At 46.9% G+C, this 20,354-nt stretch carries 23 protein-coding genes; 13 read left to right on the top strand and 10 right to left on the bottom strand.

The annotated features are described in order from the left end of the window. Window positions 1-67: 67 nt before the first annotated feature. From ACW9SV_RS10400 to ACW9SV_RS10345, 12 genes are all read left to right on the top strand, one after another. Window positions 68-766 carry an SDR family NAD(P)-dependent oxidoreductase gene (locus tag ACW9SV_RS10400; RefSeq protein WP_479556696.1) on the top strand — a complete coding sequence of 233 codons (699 nt, stop codon included), beginning with the start codon at window positions 68-70 and terminating at the stop codon, window positions 764-766. Window positions 767-907: 141 nt separating this feature from the next. Continuing rightward, window positions 908-1,306 carry an acyl-CoA thioesterase gene (locus tag ACW9SV_RS10395; RefSeq protein ID WP_479556695.1) on the top strand — a complete coding sequence of 133 codons (399 nt, stop codon included), beginning with the start codon at window positions 908-910 and terminating at the stop codon, window positions 1,304-1,306. A gap of 81 nt (window positions 1,307-1,387) precedes the next feature. Further along, window positions 1,388-1,900: a hypothetical protein gene (locus ACW9SV_RS10390; RefSeq protein WP_479556694.1), complete on the top strand. Its 513-nt coding sequence runs from the start codon at window positions 1,388-1,390 to the stop codon at window positions 1,898-1,900. A gap of 175 nt (window positions 1,901-2,075) precedes the next feature. Next, on the top strand, window positions 2,076-2,891 hold the full coding sequence (locus tag ACW9SV_RS10385; RefSeq protein WP_479556693.1) for a hypothetical protein: 816 nt from the start codon (window positions 2,076-2,078) through the stop codon (window positions 2,889-2,891). A gap of 87 nt (window positions 2,892-2,978) precedes the next feature. Further along, complete coding sequence (locus tag ACW9SV_RS10380; RefSeq protein WP_479556692.1) at window positions 2,979-3,434, top strand: hypothetical protein; 456 nt, start codon at window positions 2,979-2,981, stop codon at window positions 3,432-3,434. A 99-nt stretch (window positions 3,435-3,533) separates the two neighbouring features. Continuing rightward, the gene (locus ACW9SV_RS10375; protein WP_479556691.1) at window positions 3,534-3,977 is read left to right on the top strand and encodes a DinB family protein; all 444 of its coding nucleotides are present in this window, start codon (window positions 3,534-3,536) and stop codon (window positions 3,975-3,977) included. A gap of 151 nt (window positions 3,978-4,128) precedes the next feature. Then, window positions 4,129-4,704, top strand: coding sequence for a DUF4256 domain-containing protein (locus ACW9SV_RS10370; RefSeq protein ID WP_479556690.1), 576 nt, complete (start codon window positions 4,129-4,131; stop codon window positions 4,702-4,704). 382 nt (window positions 4,705-5,086) lie between these two features. Next, entirely contained in the window at window positions 5,087-6,934 is a 1,848-nt protein-coding gene (locus ACW9SV_RS10365) for a sialate O-acetylesterase (protein ID WP_479556689.1), read from the top strand. 37 nt (window positions 6,935-6,971) lie between these two features. Then, window positions 6,972-7,250 (top strand): GIY-YIG nuclease family protein, encoded by a 279-nt coding sequence (locus ACW9SV_RS10360; RefSeq protein ID WP_479556688.1) that lies wholly within the window; start codon window positions 6,972-6,974, stop codon window positions 7,248-7,250. 183 nt (window positions 7,251-7,433) lie between these two features. Further along, window positions 7,434-8,423, top strand: coding sequence for a glycoside hydrolase family 5 protein (locus ACW9SV_RS10355; protein WP_479556687.1), 990 nt, complete (start codon window positions 7,434-7,436; stop codon window positions 8,421-8,423). Between the two features lie 203 nt (window positions 8,424-8,626). After that, entirely contained in the window at window positions 8,627-9,163 is a 537-nt protein-coding gene (gene dcd / locus ACW9SV_RS10350; protein ID WP_479556686.1) for a dCTP deaminase, read from the top strand. 226 nt (window positions 9,164-9,389) lie between these two features. Beyond that, window positions 9,390-9,869 carry a hypothetical protein gene (locus ACW9SV_RS10345; RefSeq protein WP_479556685.1) on the top strand — a complete coding sequence of 160 codons (480 nt, stop codon included), beginning with the start codon at window positions 9,390-9,392 and terminating at the stop codon, window positions 9,867-9,869. Window positions 9,870-9,937: 68 nt separating this feature from the next. On the opposite strand, the gene gldC is transcribed toward ACW9SV_RS10345, so the two are convergent. The 3 genes from gldC to ACW9SV_RS10330 form a co-directional block, all read right to left on the bottom strand. Beyond that, a complete protein-coding gene (gldC, locus tag ACW9SV_RS10340; protein WP_377163097.1) occupies window positions 9,938-10,300 on the bottom strand; it encodes a gliding motility protein GldC in 363 nt (120 codons plus the stop codon). A gap of 300 nt (window positions 10,301-10,600) precedes the next feature. Further along, window positions 10,601-11,725: a DNA polymerase III subunit beta gene (gene dnaN, locus ACW9SV_RS10335; protein WP_479556684.1), complete on the bottom strand. Its 1,125-nt coding sequence runs from the start codon at window positions 11,723-11,725 to the stop codon at window positions 10,601-10,603. Window positions 11,726-12,057: 332 nt separating this feature from the next. Then, window positions 12,058-12,831, bottom strand: coding sequence for a hypothetical protein (locus ACW9SV_RS10330; protein ID WP_479556683.1), 774 nt, complete (start codon window positions 12,829-12,831; stop codon window positions 12,058-12,060). A 215-nt stretch (window positions 12,832-13,046) separates the two neighbouring features. On the opposite strand from ACW9SV_RS10330, the gene ACW9SV_RS10325 reads away from it, so the two are divergent. Next, complete coding sequence (locus tag ACW9SV_RS10325) at window positions 13,047-13,436, top strand: VOC family protein (RefSeq protein ID WP_479556682.1); 390 nt, start codon at window positions 13,047-13,049, stop codon at window positions 13,434-13,436. 75 nt (window positions 13,437-13,511) lie between these two features. Here ACW9SV_RS10325 and ACW9SV_RS10320 read toward each other — a convergent pair whose 3' ends face one another. The 7 genes from ACW9SV_RS10320 to ACW9SV_RS10290 form a co-directional block, all read right to left on the bottom strand. Beyond that, entirely contained in the window at window positions 13,512-14,606 is a 1,095-nt protein-coding gene (locus tag ACW9SV_RS10320; RefSeq protein ID WP_479556681.1) for an AMP-binding protein, read from the bottom strand. A 157-nt stretch (window positions 14,607-14,763) separates the two neighbouring features. After that, entirely contained in the window at window positions 14,764-15,588 is an 825-nt protein-coding gene (menB, locus tag ACW9SV_RS10315; RefSeq protein WP_479556680.1) for a 1,4-dihydroxy-2-naphthoyl-CoA synthase, read from the bottom strand. 108 nt (window positions 15,589-15,696) lie between these two features. Continuing rightward, window positions 15,697-16,167 (bottom strand): DoxX family protein, encoded by a 471-nt coding sequence (locus ACW9SV_RS10310; RefSeq protein WP_479556679.1) that lies wholly within the window; start codon window positions 16,165-16,167, stop codon window positions 15,697-15,699. A 243-nt stretch (window positions 16,168-16,410) separates the two neighbouring features. After that, the gene (locus ACW9SV_RS10305) at window positions 16,411-16,860 is read right to left on the bottom strand and encodes a DoxX family protein (RefSeq protein WP_479556678.1); all 450 of its coding nucleotides are present in this window, start codon (window positions 16,858-16,860) and stop codon (window positions 16,411-16,413) included. Between the two features lie 96 nt (window positions 16,861-16,956). Next, window positions 16,957-18,669: a 2-succinyl-5-enolpyruvyl-6-hydroxy-3-cyclohexene-1-carboxylic-acid synthase gene (gene menD, locus ACW9SV_RS10300; protein ID WP_479556677.1), complete on the bottom strand. Its 1,713-nt coding sequence runs from the start codon at window positions 18,667-18,669 to the stop codon at window positions 16,957-16,959. Further along, window positions 18,666-19,883, bottom strand: coding sequence for a chorismate-binding protein (locus ACW9SV_RS10295; protein ID WP_479556676.1), 1,218 nt, complete (start codon window positions 19,881-19,883; stop codon window positions 18,666-18,668). Before ACW9SV_RS10295 ends, menD begins: the two co-directional genes overlap by 4 nt. A gap of 6 nt (window positions 19,884-19,889) precedes the next feature. Then, window positions 19,890-20,309, bottom strand: a complete 420-nt coding sequence (locus ACW9SV_RS10290; RefSeq protein ID WP_479556675.1) for a hotdog fold thioesterase — start codon at window positions 20,307-20,309, stop codon at window positions 19,890-19,892. Window positions 20,310-20,354: the final 45 nt, after the last annotated feature.

The raw sequence follows: 20,354 nt of genomic DNA, 5'->3' as shown, positions 1-20,354 counted from the left end.
GAGAAAACTTGTGAATCGATTACCTGTTTCCTGTTGGTAAACCTTAAAACCACCAGAAAACAGCAGCATGAAAAATTATTTAATCATTGGAGGCTCATCGGGCATAGGAAAGGAGTTGGCCCAACTTCTCGTTCAGGAAGGGCTTCAGGTGTATGCCACCTACCACCAACATCCGGTTTCTTCACAGTCCCCTACCCTGGAGTATCATCACCTGAATGTACTGGAAGAAAAACCAGACTTCTCTTATTTACCAACGGTGCTGGATGGAGTGGTTTATTGTCCGGGAAGTATCAACCTGCTTCCTTTCCACCGCATTAAACCCTCTGATTTTCTGGATGATTTCCAGTTACAGGTGAACGGGGCCATTCAGGTGCTGCAAACCATCTTGCCTAACTTGAAAGCGGCGGCAAGCGCCTCCATTGTGCTGTTTTCCACGGTGGCCGTTCAGACCGGATTTAGTTTTCACACCCAGGTTGCCGTTTCCAAGGGCGCAATTGAAGGATTGACCAGAGCTTTGGCGGCCGAACTAGCGCCTACTATTCGGGTGAACGCCATTGCCCCATCCTTGACAGACACTCCCTTGGCCTCAAAGTACCTGAACACCCCGGAAAAAATTCAAGCCAACGCACAACGGCATCCCTTGAAAAAGCTTGGCACCCCACAGGACCTTGCCCAAATGGCAGCTTTCCTTCTCTCTGACAAAGCCGCTTGGGTAACGGGTCAAATCTTAAAAGTGGATGGCGGTATGTCTAGTATCAGGGCTTAGGTCATTGAATTTCATTCAAGAAGACTAGTTCCCCCCAATTTTCGACGGAAAAGGGTTAGGTGTTTTAACCCCCATTTCTTTGAATTGGCATCAGACCTTTTATATTTGATCTATCTCAAACCCTTTCATTCTCTCCCCAAGATGCAAGCACATGTAAGCAGATTCAGTATTGACATAAAGGTGGCTCAAGACGACATTGATGCGCTGGGTCATGTGAACAATGTGGTGTACCTGCGCTGGGTCCAAGATGTATCAGCCGCGCACTGGGCACACGTGGCTCCTCTTTCCATGCAGGAAAAATACTTGTGGGTGGTGCTTCGGCACGAAATAGACTTCCACAAGCCGGCTTTTAAAGAGGATACCATCACAGGCCATACCTGGGTTAGCGAGCACCAAGGCGCCAAGTTTGAGCGCTTCGTGAGCTTATACCGGGCCGGCACCCAGGACTTGCTGGCAGCAGCCAAAACCACCTGGTGCCTACTGGATGCTCAAACCATGCGCCCTAAACGCATCGAAAAAGAGATGCTAGATTTGCTGTAAGCCCGTAGCACTACATGTATAAGGCAGATAACCTTAGGTGTTGATTTATCCGGAAGTTAGGCAATAGTAAAAAACAAATAAATGAACTTTTTGAATTTTAATATTTCATCTAGAAGTTCCAGTACTTGCTCTTGTGACAAGTATCAGCCTATCGAATTAACACGGGATGAAATAAGTAAAAGGGTCAAGGAAAGTAAAGGAATCAAAAAAGGACTCGAACTAAAATCAGAAACCTTGCAAGGTCAGCAGCTTTACCAATGTTCAAACTGTCACCAATTCTGGCAAAGTAACAGGGCATGGAACTGGGGTAATAAAGAATATTTAATTAAAGTCCCAGCTATTGGCATAGAGGACTGGAAAGCTGAACCTTATATGCAGCCTGACCAGATGTTGATTTACTCTGCATTAATGAGTGAGTACTTTGAAAAGAATAGTCTTGTAGATTCAGAAAAATTATGCAGCAAAGAAAGCTGTAATAGGCCTTCTCTAAGGGCAAGCGCTCTTTGCAGAGACCATTTTATCAAGAACCTTCAGGATTTTAATCTCTTACCCAAAAGACCCAGTGGGCGTCTGTTTGAACCTTATTATGTTTAAAATTCTGGCCTGAAAAAGTAAAAATGAAAAATATCATTGCCTAACGGTCTCGTGTAAACAGCATGCCACAGCCGACGGCCTTGCACGCTGTTTACACGAGACCGTTAGGTGCAAAATAAAATTTATGAAAAAGCTGATTATCCCTTTCTTTTTGCTGTTGGTAAACCAATTCAGCTTGGCACAGAGTATTGACAACCTTTACAAAGAAATTGGAGAGGCGTCGGTTCAGGTAAGAAGAGATAAGGACGGAGCAAGCAGCTACAGCACATTGGAGACAAACTATAGGGTGCAGTATGCCCAACTTCCAAACCGCGAGTATCAGCAGTACCTAGCCAAACTTAAGTCCTCCACTACGGTCACACTAGGACGTGAAGGTCAAGACAGAACTATAGAGTTGACCTTAAGCCCACTTGACAATCCCTCTGAAGTTGCCCTATCGGCCAAGCATGAATGTGATGATATAGAGTTCCACAGTGGTTTCTACAAAACCATAAAATACGCATGCTGCACAGGACTTGCCAAAGTAAAGCTCTTCGATTACAGAAACCAGGAGATAATTGAAGGCTCTGACAAGGTTGTAACAGCCTCAATCCCTAACAATGAAACCGTGCTTTACTTTGCCTACAGTGACAGCAACTTTGACTATAGAACGGCCCTTGGCAGGATTACGGTCTCCTATGGGAGCGGTCAGCGGTACAACATCAATCTTTTATCTGACAAGCCGCTTCCAGAGCTTACCTGCCCATTTTCAAACCCAGTGCTGGAACTCGTCTCTCCCAACAAGAAGGATACAGAGTATGATAGCAACCACGATACGTATTCACTCTGGTCTTTACAAAAAATTAAGTCAATCTACGAGATAAATAAGATTTCCTTAAAAGTCAGCTTTACCTGTGACAAAACCATGAAGCCGTTTATCATCCCAATAATCAATGGGCTCCCCTTTGGTAAAGACCAGAAAGAACAGTCCTACAATGTCAGGAAAAATTAAGAGTTACTTTGCACAACAACGTGTAAAAATCAGCTTCGGCCGACGGCCTCAACGTCGTTTACACAAGACCGTTGTGCTTAATTTGAAATGGAAAAAAAATCAATTATTAAAGGCTTTTCAATAATAATCGGCATTCTCGGGCTGATACTCATTTCCATTCCGCTGTTCCTATGGTTAGCTTTCGGACCAATTAACACCTCAGGAGAAATTTTATTTTCAAAGAATAGATCCCTTGAATATAAAGTGACCTACAATGGAGACTTTGCAGGAGAATATTATGACGTCACATTCATAAACAATGACTCAGTGATTGGACATCATACTTTCCATAACAAGGACTGGGAAAATAATTATTTTATTGACTCTTTATCAAACAGAACATTTGTTTTCTTAGCTGACTCTAGCCTTGATAAGCGGAGTTTGAATGGTTATTACCTGATTTCATTTGAGGCAGACTTTACGAATGTGATTGATTCAGTCTACGATGAATATGAGAACTTTAATCACCTATATAAAATGCAGGAAATAATAAAAAAGCACTAAGCACAACAACAGCTAAACGCCAGCCTCACCCGAAAACCTCTTCCGCAGTTTAGCCTTTAAACTATAAAAGAGTTATAAATCACGAGAAGATCCATTTGCATGAAAGCCGAACTTATAAAGATCTATACCCGAGACCTTAATAGATTGAAAGCTGAGATGGAGGCTTTTCGGCAAAGTGATAATGTTTGGAAAACCAAAGGCGGTATAACAAATTCAGCTGGAAACCTGTGTTTACATCTTATTGGAAACCTAAAAACCTATATTGGAAAGAATATCGGTGGTCATGATTATGTAAGGGATCGTGACGCGGAATTCAGTTTAAAAGAAATTCCAACCATAAGCTTAGTACATCAGATTGATGAAACAAAAGAGATTGTCTTGAAAACTCTAAACCAGATGCAGATCGAGGATTTCGATCTGCTTCATACAGAAGAGGCATTAGGGTATCCCATGACAAATAGATACTTTCTGATTCATCTAATAGCTCATCTTTCCTACCATTTAGGCCAAATAAATTACTTAAGGCGTGTATTAGAAGAGTAAAACTCCCTTCGATCGTTTCTTATTCCAAAAATAAAAAGCCATTTAATATAAGGTTTAATAGTAACTCTTCTTTGCAGCCATCTACTTCTTAAATGTCCTAAAACCAAGGCTAAAGCGGTCTAATCAATAGTTCAACTTGAAAGATAATGCTATGGAAAACGCATTTAACAACAACCTAATGCTCCCTCCAGAACGGATCAAAGAACTACTCAACATTCTACAAACTCGGTTTGAAAAGAACATGAACCGACATAAGGAGCTTGAATGGGGGAATATTCAAAAGAAACTGGAGGCAAATGCTGAGAAGTTGTGGTCCCTTAACGAAATGGAAGAAACCGGCGGTGAACCAGATGTGGTTGGCCTAGATGCTGCCACTGGCGAATACCTCTTCTATGACTGCTCTGCCGAAACCCCAAAAGGCCGCAGAAGCATTTGTTATGACCCCGAAGCCCTTGAATCCAGAAAAGAGAATAAACCCCGACATAGCTCGGTTGGCATGGCGGCAGAAATGGGGATTGAGCTATTAACCGAGGAGCAGTATCGCGAATTGCAGAACCTTGGAAAGTTTGACACAAAAACATCCAGTTGGATCGTAACCCCATCAAGCATCAGAGAACAAGGAGGAGCCATCTTCGGCGATTACCGGTACGGACAGGTATTCATTTACCACAATGGCGCTGAATCTTACTATGCCGCCAGAGGATTCAGAGGCTCACTGAAAGTGTAGGTTTTTAGAAGCCCGCAAACCGAAAGTTTCTGCCTTCAGGACTAGCCAAAGAAAAAGATTTCACCTTTTCAACTACCCTTATCTTCCTTAATAATAGAATTTTGATAAAACGGATTATCCCGCCTTTTTAAAATTTGGATAGCTGCTGTATTTGTAAATTACACCCTTTCCATAAACCTCAATTGGTCTGCCCCACCCTATCCAAGCTTGACTCTTTTGATGTTCGCCTTTGCTTTTTATTGAATACATGAAAATTCCACTGAAAATAAGAAGGATTTACTTGCCCCTCCTGCTAGTAAGATTTGCTTTTACCTTCACTTTACTAGCTACTCCTTTCTTGGGGTTTGCACAAGTTCGTTTACCAAAGGTATTTAGTGATCACATGGTCCTGCAGAGAGGGTTGCCTATACCGGTTTGGGGTACGTCTACTTCTAGGAGCCAGGTAACCGTGGAACTGGGTGGCAATCGTCTTAAAACAAGTGCCGGACCAGATGGAAAGTGGATGGTGCATATGCCCCAGATTCCAGCGGGAGGTCCGTACCAAATGAAGGTGTATGAAGGAGACCAATCTCAACCGGTGATGACCTTCAAAGACGTGTTGATTGGCGATGTGTGGCTCGCCTCTGGGCAGTCCAACATGGAGTGGCAGGTGCAGCAGGCCATGAACGCCGACGCGGAGATAAAAAATGCGAAGTACCCGGCCATCCGGTATTTCAACGTACCTCATGCTATGAAAACCTATCCGCAGCAAGATGTCATTGGCGGCTCCTGGAAAGCGGCAGATTCCGTTACCGTGAAAGAAACATCGGCGGTGGCGTATTATTTTGCCAAGGAGTTACACGCGGACCTGAACGTGCCCATTGGCATTCTACAGGCTACCTGGGGAGGCACCCCCGTTGAAGCCTGGACTAGTCGGGAGCAATTACTTTCCTCTCCTATCACGCGGACAAGGGTTCTTCAAAACGATTCGGTGACGGCAAAATACTTTATCAAAGACAGTCTGGATTTGGTCCGTTTTTGGGAAATCGTGTATAAAGCGCCTTCCAAAATAGAAAAGGCTATTCCCAACCCTAAGTTTAACGATGCCAAATGGCCGGAGATAAGCATGCCTGCCACCCTCAAGGACCTGAACATGCCCGGCTATGAAGGCATGGTTTGGCTCAGAAAAACAATTAGCCTCCCTTCCCATATGGCCGGCAAAGAAGTAACCCTCCACCTGGGCCATCCCGAGATGAACTATTCCTTGTACTTCAACGGCAAAGAGATTGCCAAGAATGTCTGGAATGCAAACCCCACGCACCATTACCGTATTCCGGCCAATTTGGTAAAACAGGGCAAAAATGTAGTTGCGGTAAGAATGGCGTTTCTCTGGACGGGCGGCGGCTTCAACCCACCCGCTGAGGAAATGTTTATTACCGATGGTTCTTCCAAAGTAAGCCTGGCGGGTTCCTGGAAATACAAGAAAGACCTGGAACCTACCATTCCAACCATCCAAAATTACCACCAGTATCCTACCTACCTTTATAACGCTATGATCAATCCGATCATCCCTTATGGCTTGAAAGGAGCCATTTGGTACCAGGGCGAAAACAACGTATCTGCTGCTTCTGATTACAGAACTTTGTTTCCCATGTTAATTAGTGATTGGCGCATCAGGTGGCAGCAGGGCTACTTCCCGTTTCTGTACGTGCAACTGGCCAATTACATGAAAACCCAGCCGGAACCATCGGAAAGCGAATGGGCAGCCCTGCGTGAAGCCCAGACCATGACCTTGGCCCAGCCAAATACCGGCATGGCTTCCATCATTGACCTAGGAGAGGCAGACAATATTCACCCCAAAAACAAGCAAGAGGTAGGCAGACGATTGGCGTTGGTGGCCAAGAAACTGGCTTACCAAAAGCCTGTGCAGGCGTACGGTCCCATGTACCAGAGCCATACCATAGAAGGCGACAAAGTAAAGATTCAATTCACCGAGACAGGTGCAGGGTTGACAACGAAAGACAATGGCTCCATCAAAGGGTTTGCAATTGCAGGTCCTGACCAGAAGTTCTATTGGGCTACTGCCGTACAAGATGGAAATTCGGTAATTGTCAGTTCTGAGAAAGTAAAGAACCCGGTGGCGGTACGCTACGCTTGGGCAGATAACCCCGAGTGCAACCTCATCAATAAAGATGGCTTACCCGCTGTCCCCTTCCGCACGGATGATTGGAAGTTTGCTATAAAAAAATAAAGCCCTTCTGCCAACAAACAGAAAAACCACTTCTAAAGTGAAAGTCATCTACAAAATCACTTACCCGAACGGTAAAATCTATATTGGACAGGACCGGACAGATGACATAAACTACTTCGGCAGTGCCAACAGTGAGCTGATCTCTCAAGATTTTACAAGAGAGCAGAGAATGGATTTTACGGTTCGGCGCGAAATTTTATGGCAATCTGAAGAAGCCTCGGTGCAGGAAATCACCTTAAAGGAGATTGAATTTATAAGGGCTTTCAAATCTAATGATCCTGCCATTGGTTACAACCGCTGGCCAAAACACTCGTGAAAGGTTTAGTTTATTTAAACCTTTTAAAGCTTCTTTTTACAAAACGATCTTAAATAGCTAACTGTTGAAGCCTGAAAGTGGGACAACTTTTGGCTGTTCTGTTTAAGTCAAAGAATTGCTAAAGAAGTGTTATGCCTTGCCTGCTTTAAATCAGTTTCTTTGAGTTTCACCTCAAATACAACTATGTCGCTTAAGAAGATCATCCCTGCCCTGCTTTTGGTAGGAGGCAGTTTTGGAGTTTCCGCCCAGGCGGTGAAAGAACACGGCGCTTTACGCGTAGAAGGCATCCAATTGGTAGACAAAGCCGGTCAGCCTGTTGTGCTCAGGGGAATGAGCTTTGGATGGCACAATTTCTGGCCCCGATTTTACACTCCCCAAACGGTAAGCTGGTTAAAGAAGGATTTCAAAATAAACGTGATCAGGGCGGCCATGGGCATTGAGCCCAAAGACGGTTACTTGCAAAAACCTGAGTGGTCTAAAGAGAAGGTTAAGGCTGTAGTGGATGGCGCCATCAAAGAAAACATTTACGTCATCATTGACTGGCACAGCCACAATATCAACCTGCCTGAGGCCAAAGCCTTCTTCACCGAAATGGCCCAAACTTACGGCAAGAATCCGCATGTAATCTACGAGATCTTCAACGAGCCCGATGAAGAGACCTGGCCGCAAGTGAAAGCCTATTCAGAGGAACTTATCAAAACCATCAGAGCTATTGACCCTGACAATATTATTCTGGTGGGTACTCCGCACTGGGACCAGGACGTGCACATAGCCGCCGATGATCCTATCAAAGGGGAAAGCAACCTCATGTACACGCTGCACTTCTACGCCGCCACTCACAAGCAAGAACTGCGGGACCGCGGAGATTACGCCTTGCGCAAAGGTCTGCCTCTGTTCATTTCAGAATCGGCGGGGATGGAAGCTACCGGGGACGGTCCGTTGAATGAAGCCGAATGGAAGAAATGGATAGACTGGGCTGAGCAGCATAAAATTAGTTGGGTGACCTGGTCTGTCTCAGACAAAAACGAGACCTGCTCCATCCTTCTCCCCTCTGCTTCGGCCACTGGCAACTGGAAAGAGTCTGATATGAAGCCGTCTGGTCTGAAAAGCCGGGAGCTGATTAAACAGTATTCCGCCCCATCAAACAAGAAAGGTCAAGCCAAAGCTAAATAAGGCTCGGCTGTTTTCTTCAGAGAGCAATTAGCCTTAGAATATAAGTCAGAAACACCGGTGTAGGTCCTGTAAAAGGGAGCACGCCGGTGTTTTTTGGTTTATTTCTATAAAACATACCTAAAGCCCTTTTCGGCTAGTAACTCCAATGGCAAGAACCGGATTTTACGTGTACCTTGCAGGCTTAATCTAAGCACTACATCCGCATGATTCTCACCGACCGTCAGATTCTGGAAGAGATAGAAAAAGGCACTATCCTGATTGAACCATATGACCGCACCTGCTTGGGGACTAACTCCTATGACGTGCATTTAGGCAAGTACCTGGCGTTCTACAAAGACGAGGTATTGGATGCCCGTAAACACAACCAGATTGAAGTTTTTGAGATTCCGGAGGAAGGCTACATTCTGGAACCTGGCAGATTGTATCTGGGAGTAACCGAGGAGTACACTGAGACCCACGCTCATGTTCCCTTTCTGGAAGGCAAATCAAGCGTTGGCCGGTTAGGCATTGACATTCATGCCACCGCGGGCAAAGGCGATGTAGGGTTCTGTAACCACTGGACCCTGGAGATCTCAGTAAGCCAGAAAGTGCGCGTGTACCACAATATGCCTATAGGGCAATTGATCTATTTTGTGGTGAATGGGGGTATTGAAAATTATTACAACCAAAAGGCAAACGCCAAGTACAACCAACGCTCTGTGTACCCGGTGGAGTCTATGATGTGGAAGAATAAATTTTAGACTTTTTCTACTTTCAGGGCGCGTTTGACCAAGGTTTGTATAAATTTTACATTACCCTTGTAGTACGCCAAGAACTTAGTTTTCAGGCCTTTTTAATTGGGTTTCAGCAAAACAAACTGGTGGCTGGCACGTTCATTTTTAACATAGCGCCAACTTTTTTGCTATCGGTTTTGTTCTAAAATAGATGGCACAGGAATTGTGTAGTAACTCTCAAAACTGAACGACCATGAAAAGATTAGTGTATAGCTTAGCCCTTGTTTTATGTGTTTCTGTGGCTTCCTTCGCCCAAACCGGAGGCACTGCCGAACAACGCGCCAAGAACCTTTCCGACAAGATGATTCGGGATTTACAGCTGAACAATTATCAGGCTCGTAAACTGAGGGAGCTTAATCTGGCCAACGCTCAAAAAATGATCAATTTTGAGACGAAATACGCTAACAACCCTGCTGAATTAGAGAAATGCATTAATGGGGTTTGTAAAGAGCGTGACTTGGCTCTGGAGCGCATTTTGAGCACCGCCCAGTACTCTCAATACTACGGCTCCCGTAAGTCGCTGAACTCCTATGACCGGGAGTATGCCTTACAGTTGCAGAAAGAAAACGGCAAGGCTGCCAAAGCCCTGATCGCTCAGGACAAAGCCAGCGCTAAGCGTACGTTCTCCCAACCCGAGACAGCCGTCATTAAAGAAGCTTCCCCTAGAAACTAAAAATACGTTATCAATAAAAAAAGCCGCTTTCTCAAGCGGCTTTTTTTATTGATAACAATCAAGGCAAATTATTGAGGGTTTTGCGCGGCGTTCCGCTTTTGCTGCTCCTCAACGTGCTGCATCAGTTCCTGGCAAAGGCTGCGCATTTTCTCGGCCATCAGTTTATCATTCGTGGCGGTCTCTATGCTTTGGGCCATGGCTCCAATCGTGTCTATGTAGAAGTATTTCATCTCATCAACAGGCATATCTTTGGTCCAGAGGTCAATCTTCATGGTTCCTGAGTCATTGCGGTCCCAAAGAGAGATGTTGATGGCTTTGGCGAAGTGAATATCAGTACCGGCATCGGTAGCGGTCCAACTGATGGCCTCTGGGATGCGCTGATCATCTAAGGCAATGCTGAAGTGTATCTCTGATTTTTTCATTTGTTTCATGGGCTTTCACGCCACTGGCGTTTCTTACAAAGCACAAAGGTAAAAATGTTTTTTGGAGTTCTGCGGCTTGCTCCTCGGGCTTTTCTTCCGCCGTCCTATTTTGGGGCAATTTTCAAACAAGTGGCTCTAAAATAAGACATTTCATTTTAGCCTAAGTAACTGAATTCTACTATAAATAAACATTACCAGCAGTTCTTTTAGCATCCTGCTTTCATTTTCTAAACCACCGGTCCAAAAAGCAGAAGCCCGGCCAGATTTGATTCTGGCCGGGCTTCTGCTTTTTGGGTGTATTTGTAGACCTTACACGTAGTTGTTCAGCATTACTGGCATCACCAACATCAAAATGCTTTCATCCTCATCATTGGTGGATGGCATCAGTAAGCCGGCGCGGTTTGGCGTGGAAAGCTCTAGGGAAATTTCATCAGAGTCAATGTTGCTCAGCATCTCTGTCAGGAATTTCGCATTGAAGCCAATTTCCATGTCCTCTCCGTCATACTGGCAAGTGAGGCGCTCATTGGCTTCGTTCGAGAAGTCCAGATCCTCAGCGGAAATCTGCAACTCGCTGCCCGTGATGCGCAGACGTACCTGGTGCGTGGTTTTGTTTGAGTAGATAGAGATACGTTTCACCGAGCTCAGGAAATCGTAGCGGTCAATCACCAACTTATTAGGGTTCTGCGCTGGAATTACATTCTCATAATCTGGGTAGCGCTCGTCAATGAGGCGGCAAATCATTCTAATGTTATCAAAGCTGAAGAATGCATTGGAGTTGTTGAACTCTACCCTTACGGCAGTTGCTTCGTTAGGCAACGTAGACTTCAATAGGTTAAAAGCTTTTTTAGGGATGATGATGGAAGCGGCGTTGTCGCTGCTCACATCCTGGCGGCGGTAACGCAGCAGGCGGTGTCCGTCTGTGGCCACAAACGTGATGTTGCCGCTATTCAATTGCACAAAGATACCCGTCATAGCAGGACGCAACTCATCATTGCTCACCGCGAAGATGGTTTTATTGATGGCGCGGCTCAGCACATTAGACGGAATCTCAATGGCATTGCCCCCACGTACCACTGGTACTTTAGGGAAATCGGTGGCATTCTCGCCAGAAAGCTTATACCGACCGTTAGACGAACTGATCTCAATGGTATAGGTCTCCTCGTCAATGGTGAACGTCACCGGCTGATCTGGCAGGTTTTTCAAAGTATCTATCAGGATACGGGCTGGGGCAGCGATGCGGCCGTTTTCACGGGCTTCCACGTGTATCTCCGTGATCATGGAAGTCTCCAAATCACTTGCTGTGATGGTCAGGACACCTTCGTTGATCTCAAACAAGAAGTTCTCCAAAATCGGCACCACTGGGTTGTTGGCCACTACCCCGTTGATGCTAGTAAGCTGCTTGAGCAGCGCCGTAGAAGATACAATGAATTTCATCCGATATAGTAGGTTTGGATAAGGTCGTATATCGGGCAAAGTTAACCAAAAAAGGATTTTTTCCTATCCTGAAGGCGGTTTTTGTTTGGTTCTCCCCCACTGTTTTGCCCCTGTTTTCAGGAAAAGACGTTTAAATCAACCAACAGGCTTTTCCCTGCCCAACTATGAATCCATATCTTCTAGGATTTGGGGTAAAAATCACAAGATCACAGTCTTTCAGAATTGGTGAACAGTGCTAATATTCCTTTTGATAACCTATATGCTTCAAAAACCAATGTCCTTGAATACCTTGCTTAGGCATTTAAGGACATTGCTGCGAGTAAAGGATTGAGTTATTTTTTAGTTGCCTTCGCTTTCTTCATGGCCTTGAAAGATCCTTTGCCCTTTGTTTTTGAGGTTCCGTAGATTCCTTCATTCCCTGCTGAACCACCCGCTGGCATATGGAAGACCAGGTTTGGCTCGGCAACCGTAATATGGGGCTGCTGGTTGAAGAGAGTGCAAATCTCCAGCACCGTTCCGGCAGAGTTTTTATCGGCTTTCAATACGTGAATGTCCTCTGTGAACGAAAAAACCAGTTTGGTTCGGGTTCTCGCCATCAATTGCTCTAACTGCTGGTAGGTTCCGCTTCCTTCAATGGAGACCATGAACTCATTAGATAAGCCGGTAAGGGGTTCATCTGGGGCAGTGGAGTTGGGCGCAAAGAAAGGAGCCACATAAGTGACCGAATTTTCCTTTAATAGCCTTAAACCGATTTTTTCTGCATCATTGCAGGTAGAAGAGGCTACCAGTCGCACCACGGTTAAGATACCTGAGTCAAGGGCTACTTCACCTTCTATGCTATGAAACTGCGGAAATCTACCCATAACCTGTTGACGAGCTTGTAATGACATCCCTTCTGAAAAGCCTACCAGTATCCGTTCTCCGTATGCCTGCCCAAAATGAATGGTACCCGAAATTTTATTGAAGTAGGAAAAATTAATACATTCAGAACTCCTAGCCTCAGACACCGAGGCTGCTAAAAAGGTAGGTTCCACCTCTTCTTTTTCGCAGGAAAACAGGAAAGAAGAAGCTAGGCAAAGGCACGACAGGGATAAAAATCTTTTCATAAAAGGTGAAGTACTAAGGGAATTATGCTCTTAATACGGTTTCTGTTGAAAAAAGAAAAGATTTTATAACTGAACAAACCTCTTTATCAACAACTACCTGATTAACAATATAATAAAATAATTTTCACCTTTATATCAACGAAAAAGTTGTACTTAGCAAGGTTAGTAGACAGGATACTTGGCGTTATTTCATAAAATTTAATTTTACAACCGTCATGAAAATAGAACATGTGGCCATTTGGGTACGAGACCTGGAGCAAATGAAGGAGTTTTACACAAAGTACTTTCAGGCAACTGCCAATGACCGTTACCACAACCCAACTAAAAACTTTACTTCTTACTTTCTGAGCTTTTCTGAAGGTGCCCGCTTAGAAATCATGCATCGGCCTGATGTACCGGATAACAAGAACAGGGTGGATCTGCAAAACTTGGGGTTGATCCATTTGGCGTTGTCGGTAGGCAGCAAAGAAAAGGTAGATGCACTCACTGAAACCCTCAGGCAAGATGGGTATATTATCTATGGGGAGCCTAGAACTACAGGAGACGGTTACTATGAAAGTGTGGTACTGGACCCCGAAAACAACCTTATAGAAATTACTGCTTGAGTTAGCTTTGACCCTTATAGAGGGCCAAGGAAGCGTATTTGCTATAGTTACATTTTAGAAAATAGGCCCTTAAACTTAAATCAAAGCCATGCCTCCGCGCCGGTCAATTTTGCCGGTTGCGGTTTCAGGCAGGCGTGGCAGGTAACCAAACTGTTTAGGTATTTCATATTTGGTCAGGCTTTCGCTGAGTTTTCCTTTGAGATTGGTTTCCTCCACATCGGTCAGGGGGCTACCTTCCAGCACCGCGATGAGCTTTTCTCCTAGGGCTTCATCCGGCAAGGCAGCCGCGAAATACCGGCGCGAAATACCCAAAGCTGCCAGGGCCTCTCCTATAGCCGCTTCCACTTTTTCTAACTGTACTTTCACTCCGCCAGAGTTAATGGTATTATCGGCGCGACCTATCCACCGGAAGGAATTGTTCTCCAGCAGTTCTACCAGGTCATTGGTCACCAAGGTCTCATCTCCGGTTAAGTCGGCGGAGATGGTCAAGCAGCCGCGCTCATCCTGGTCTAGGGTTACTTCAGGAGGTGCCGTGTAGTAATCTGTTTTCTCAGGCCCATTAAGGCGGCGGACGGCTATGTGGGAGATGGTCTCTGTCATGCCGTAGCTTTGATACACAGGCACCTCCAGGCTTTGCACCGCCTCTTCCAATGCTTTGCCCACCGGGGCACCTCCCAAAAGAATGGCTTTCATCTGGTTCAGGCGGGTTACCTGCTCGGGGGTTTGCTCCAGAATGGTTTGCAGCTGAAGAGGCACCAGGGCTACAAAATCAAATTCCGCTTCTGGGTCTACACTGGCCATTGGGTTCCCGATGGGTTCAATGATGGTCATGTGCAGCTTTCCTACCAAACCCCGCACCAACATCATCATGCCAGCAATGTACTCGGTGTTCATGCATACCAACACCCGGTCCTCAGGCTGTAGGTCAAAGAGGCGAAGGGTACGCTGGGCACTCGCTTCCATTCGGGCGCGGGGCAGTTCCATAAATTTTGGTACACCGGTACTGCCCGAGGTTTGCACCGGAAACTCTTGTACACCCATAAGCCAATTCTTGCAAAACTCCAGCGTTTTTGCCTCATATCCGTCAATGGGAATACTCTCCCTGAACGAGTAATGCTGGATTTCATCTAAGAAGAATTTCTTGCCATTTAGAAGCAGGTGGTCGGGCATGGGTCAGGTGCTAATAGATGAAGGTTGTATGCTAAACTTTGGTACGTAAACTTACTAGCTACACCGAATAAAGTTTGCTGTCAAACCAAAAAAAAGCCCTGCCTAATGGTAAGGCAGGGCTTAAGTCTATGTTCTAAGATTTAGATACAAGCGTTTATCAAGGGAATTTAGGATACTTAGAGAAATCTGGTTTCCGCTTTTCCAGGAACGCGTTCTTGCCTTCTTTTGCCTCATCAGAGAGGTAGTACAACAAGGTGGCGTCTCCGGCTAATTGCTGCACCCCAGCCTGTCCGTCTAACTCAGCATTGAAAGAGGCTTTGAGCATGCGCAGGGCCAACGGGCTTTTCTCCAGGATCTTCTGGCACCACTCCACGGTGGTTTCCTCCAGGTTCTCCAACGGCACTACTTTGTTCACTAAGCCCATATCCAAGGCTTCCTGGGCGTTGTACTGGTCGCACAGGTACCAGATCTCGCGGGCTTTCTTCTGCCCCACAATGCGGGCCAGGTAAGAGGCTCCGAAGCCACCATCAAAGGAACCCACTTTAGGGCCGGTTTGGCCAAAACGTGCATTTTCTGCAGCAATAGAAAGGTCACACACCACGTGCAGTACATGGCCGCCACCAATAGCCCAGCCCGCCACCATAGCAATAACGGGTTTAGGTATACGTCTGATTTGCATCTGCAGGTCTAGCACGTTCAGACGAGGAACTGTGTCTTCGCCAATGTACCCGCCATGCCCGCGCACACTTTGGTCGCCGCCGGAGCAGAAGGCTTTACCGCCCTCCCCAGTTAGAACTATCACCCCGATGTCTGAGTTATCGCGGCAAATATTCATGGCATCAATCATCTCGGCCACCGTGCGCGGCGTGAACGCGTTGTGCACGTGCGGACGGTTAATGCTTATTTTGGCGATGCCATTATAGAATTGAAAAAGTATCTCCTGATATTCTTTGATGGTTGTCCAGTTGAATTGACTTTGCATGAACCTCTGGTTTGGGTAGAACAATGTTGCGCAAAGGTACTGTGCCCTTGCAGGAATATGCAAAGGTATACGCAGAATTGAGTTCTGCCTCAGTATTTGTGACAACAATTATCCTCTGTTCTGCAACTGCTTTTTCTCATTCAACCTTTTTTCATTCATCTGAAATTTGTGGTCCACTGAATAGTAGCCAGAGCCTCCCACAAAATAGAAAATCAAGGCGATGAGCGTCACCAGGGAAAGGCCAAACTGGGGGTTGACAGAGAAAAATCCCTGCCCGGGGTTAAAGAAGAAAACGGCCCCAATCAGGATAGGAATCTGGAACCCGATGGCTACCCTGGTAATCAACCCGATGGCAATGAGCAACCCTCCTACCAAATGGGCAAAGGCCACATAGTGCGCCAAGCCTAAAGCCACAAACTGAAACTGACTGTTCTGGATGATCTCGGCCAAAGCTGAGGTGTCGGCAATAAAGGTTAGGCCTTTATAGAAAATAAACAGGCCTAGAAGGATTCTCCCGTAGTCAAACGCTACCGGATGGTGTTCATGTTGCCACCGATCTACTTGTTGTACCCAATTCATTTTTATAACGCCTTTGCAATGGCGTCTCCAAGATACTTATACGTTGGATACTAGTAATTTATAATTATAATGCTAAACTTTTTCTTACACCCACTTACAAATAAAAAGGTTAAAAAGTGAGGCAGACGGAGGAGAATAACTTTAGGCACTTCAGAGCCTTTTCTAAGATACCAAAGTTGGGGAGGTGGAATTGAGACGTTTTGCTTCTGACCTAAAAGAATGAATAAATCATAAGTTAGAGGATTATTCTTCCACCGTTTTCCGGTACCGATATGCCCTGCTGTGGTCAAAAGAGTAGTACCCTGCCCCGCCGATGAAATAGAAAACTAAAAAGAGCAGCGTGTAAATAGCTACCGCAAACGGTGAATACAGGGAAAACAGGTCGTGGGTGGGCGTGAAGAACATCACGGCACTCAGCAGGATGGGAATCTGCACCAAGATTGCGGTACGGGTGTGCCAACCTATGGTGATCATGGCCCCGCCGACTATATGCAATACAACCACTGCATACGCCAGGAAGGTAGCCATTGAAAACAGCTTGCTGTCCAGGAGGATCTGCTCCAAGGCCGTTATGTTCATGAGGAAAGAAATTCCTTTGTAAACCAGAAAACAGCCCAAAGCTATTCTTCCGTAATCATACAGCACTACATGATGTTTATGGTGCCACTCTTCAACGTTCTTTGTAAACTCCATAATTATATCGCTTTATTACAGCGCCTCCAAAAGATAGTTACGACTATTTTTTGGCTAAGTCAACAAAGAAGATGTTAAATTTTAACCTATTGGGTATCAAAGCTGTACTTCACCAGAAACCTGCTTTCGGTAGGCTTCAAAAACAGCAAAATTCTCGGGGCTGCTGGTCTCTATTTCCAACAGTTGCGGGCCTGCTGCCGAGTCAAAAAATGTAGGAAGAACAGCCTTCAAGGAAGCCAAATCTGTCACCTTTACATAGGTGAGTCCCATGTCTTTGGCGGTGTTCTGAGCGGTTTGCATTTGCTCAGTCTCAAAGAAGGGCCTTAGCTCGGGTTGGCTTCTTGGGCCTTCAATCATCCGGAAGATTCCGCCTCCATGGTTATTTAAAACCACAATACGGAGGTTCTGCGGAAGGTAATTGTGCCACAAGGCATTTCGGTCGTACAAAAAGGCCATGTCACCCGTCACCAGGGTAACCAGTTTATCTGTGGTTAATGCTGATCCCACGGCGGTGCTGGTGCTTCCGTCAATGCCGCTGGTGCCTCGGTTGGCGAACACCTCCACTCCTTCCCTTTGGCTTACTCCAATGAGGTTGGCATAGCGCACGCTCATGCTGTTGGCCAAATGAAGCAGGCTACCAGGTGGAAGGTTCCTGAGAACCTGGTAGCAGGCCTGGAATTCTGAAAAAGGGCTGGTTTCCTGAAAACCCTCCAAAACCGCTTGGCCTTGGTTTTCCAGGTCATACCATGCTTGTGCAAAGGAGGTCGGCACTTGCTTTTCACTGGCTTCCGGAGCCACCTGCCGGAAGAAATCAAGCGGAGTGGTTCTGACAATGCGGGTGAGCGACTGAAACGTATCGGCGACCATACCGGCTTGCTGCACGTGCCAGTGGTGCATTTCTTTCTGCTTGCGCAGGAACAACTTCAGATTTTTAGAAATCAGTGATTTATGGAAAGTGATCAATAAATCGGGTTTAAGTGCTTCGGCTTCGTGCAGGTGCTTGGCCCCCAGGAACACATCATGGTAATTGATAGTCTTACCAGCCATCTGGTGGTTGCTGATGATATCCGCGACGAAGATTGCTCCAGTAGCCTGGCAAAACTTCAGGACTTCTGCCTGCAACGCCTGGTTCCGCCTCCCTTGACCCGCCACAACCAGCACTCTTTTGTATTGCTGAAGCTCGGTTTTTAGAGTGTCCCAAGCCTGAACTGGTAACCCAAAGCCCGAAGGCAACTCTTCTATGATCTTCGCGTTTGAGGAATACGCAAATTCCTCCCCTTCCTCGGGGTAAAACGGCTCCCGCAACGGGATATTCACCTGCACCGGCCCCTCCGGAAAGGTCATTACCTCATTCAAGGCTTCATTTAACAAACGACTGGCATACCACTGGGCATCAGAATGCTTTGTGTCTACCGGAAAGTCAAAGCTCCGTTTCACGTGCCCACCGTAAATGTGCGACTGCCGGATGGTCTGCCCGTCCAATTGGTCAATCCATTCAGGGGGTCTGTCTGCTGTGAGAACGAGTAAAGGAATGTTTTGGTAGAAGGCCTCGGCCACAGCTGGGGCGTAGTTGTACGCCGCTGTACCAGAGGTACAAACCAATACAACGGGCTTTCCCGTTTGCTGAGCAATCCCTAAGCCAATGAAACCGGCACTCCGCTCATCAGGTACTGTACGCACGCGCAACTGTGGGTGGCGGGCAAAGGCTAGCGTCAACGGTGCGCACCGGGAGCCCGGGGAAAGCACAATGTCCTGCACTCCCTTGCGGGCACAGATCTCTGCTATATCAATAACGGCTTGTAAAATCATGATTCTGATGCTTGAAAAAGGCGGAGCACGGTTTGCATTTTCAGCTCGGTTTCCAGCCATTCTTTGGCCGGAACAGAGTCGGCGGTCATTCCCGCTCCGGCGTATGCGGTCACGGTGTCTTGCCCCAATTCCACGCACCGCAGGTTCACAAAAAGATTGGTTTCCTGGCCTAACTGCACTGGTCCTATAAAACCACTGTAATACCTGCGTTCATGCAGCTCTAATTGGTTTATCATCTGCAGGGCGGCGGCTTTGGGCATCCCTCCTACTGCAGAGGTGGGATGTAACAACTCCAGCATTTGGGTACCCAACTGCGGGAAGCCCACCTCCTCCATGGCTGCGCTGAAATCGGTCTTTAGGTGCAGCAGGTTTCCGGCCATAATGGTGCGCGGCCCCATCTCCACATATTCGCGCAGGCGCAGGTGCCGGAAACAGCTCACAATGTAGCGTTGCACCAGCGCCTGCTCCTCAATCTCTTTTTGGCGCCAAATGGCATCAGCCGGCGTTAACCCATCGGTTACGGGTTGGGTACCGGCCAAGGCCACGGTCCGGAACACTTTATGACGGTCAATCTGTACCAGCAACTCAGGGGAAGCTCCCAGCCAGGTTCCTATCCCCGGAATAGCCACCAGAGACACAAAGGCGGTTGGGTACAGTTTGGTTAACTGGGTATACGCGTGGAGCAGATCAAAACCCTCAAACAAAGGCAAGGTCTTGGTGCGGGACAGTACCACTTTATCCAGGCAACCAGCCTGCATGGCTTTCACTGCCGTGCTCACCGTCTGCTCAAACGCATCGCGGGAGATGGACTTCACCGCACCGGCTGGGTGGCTGGGCCATGCACCCGTTACTTCCAGTTTTGGACTTCTTTTCCTGAAATCAACCCAAAAGCTGGTGGGCAGCACGGCATCTCCTAACACCGGGGCATCTCCGGCTTTCCCAGAGAAATAAAGGTCTGAGGGCAAAAAGGTAATCGGGGCCGAAGCAGAAGTCTGGAACGGGCAAAAGGCAAACCCTTTCTCCGGTCCCTCCATGGGGGGCAAGGTGTGCTTCACCTCAGCCGCCACCAAGGCCTGAACTTCTTTGGTGTTGGGCAATCGCCAGAGCGCCACCGGCAGTTGCGCCTGTAGGGCTGCCCTGAAAACCCTGAACGCGGTTTCTTCTGGGGAGGCGTCAGCGGTATTGGGGGATATGGATGGGTTTTTTAGGGACATGTAAGTTTATCTATCCAAAACGGCCATGGTAATGCGGCTGATGCAGACCAGATCACCGGCCTCGGAGGTAATACGGATTTCCCAAACCTGGGTCTTGCGCCCGACATGCAGCGCGGTAGCCTTGCCGTACACATACCCGCTGCGCACGCTCTTGATGTGGTTGGCGTTGATCTCAAGCCCCACGCAGTACTGCTTACTCAAATCCAGAAACATGGTGGCTCCTACGCTGCCTAGGGTTTCAGCCAAAGCCACGGAGGCTCCACCGTGCAATAAGCCTAGGGGCTGGTGGGTGCGGTGGTCAACGGGCATGCGTCCAATAAGGTAATCATCGCCTATCTTAGTGTATTCCATGCCCAGGTGCTCGCCTAAGGTGTTTTTATTCCAGGCATTTAGCTGTTCCAGGGTCACATCGGGGCGTCTTTTCATCCGTAGTTCTCGTATTTATGGCCTATCTTAGGGCCTGCAAATTAG

Source organism: Rufibacter sp. JT20002, assembly GCF_056491185.1.
Note: the sequence above shows the minus strand (reverse complement) of the source record. Positions and strands in the feature narration are given on the sequence as shown.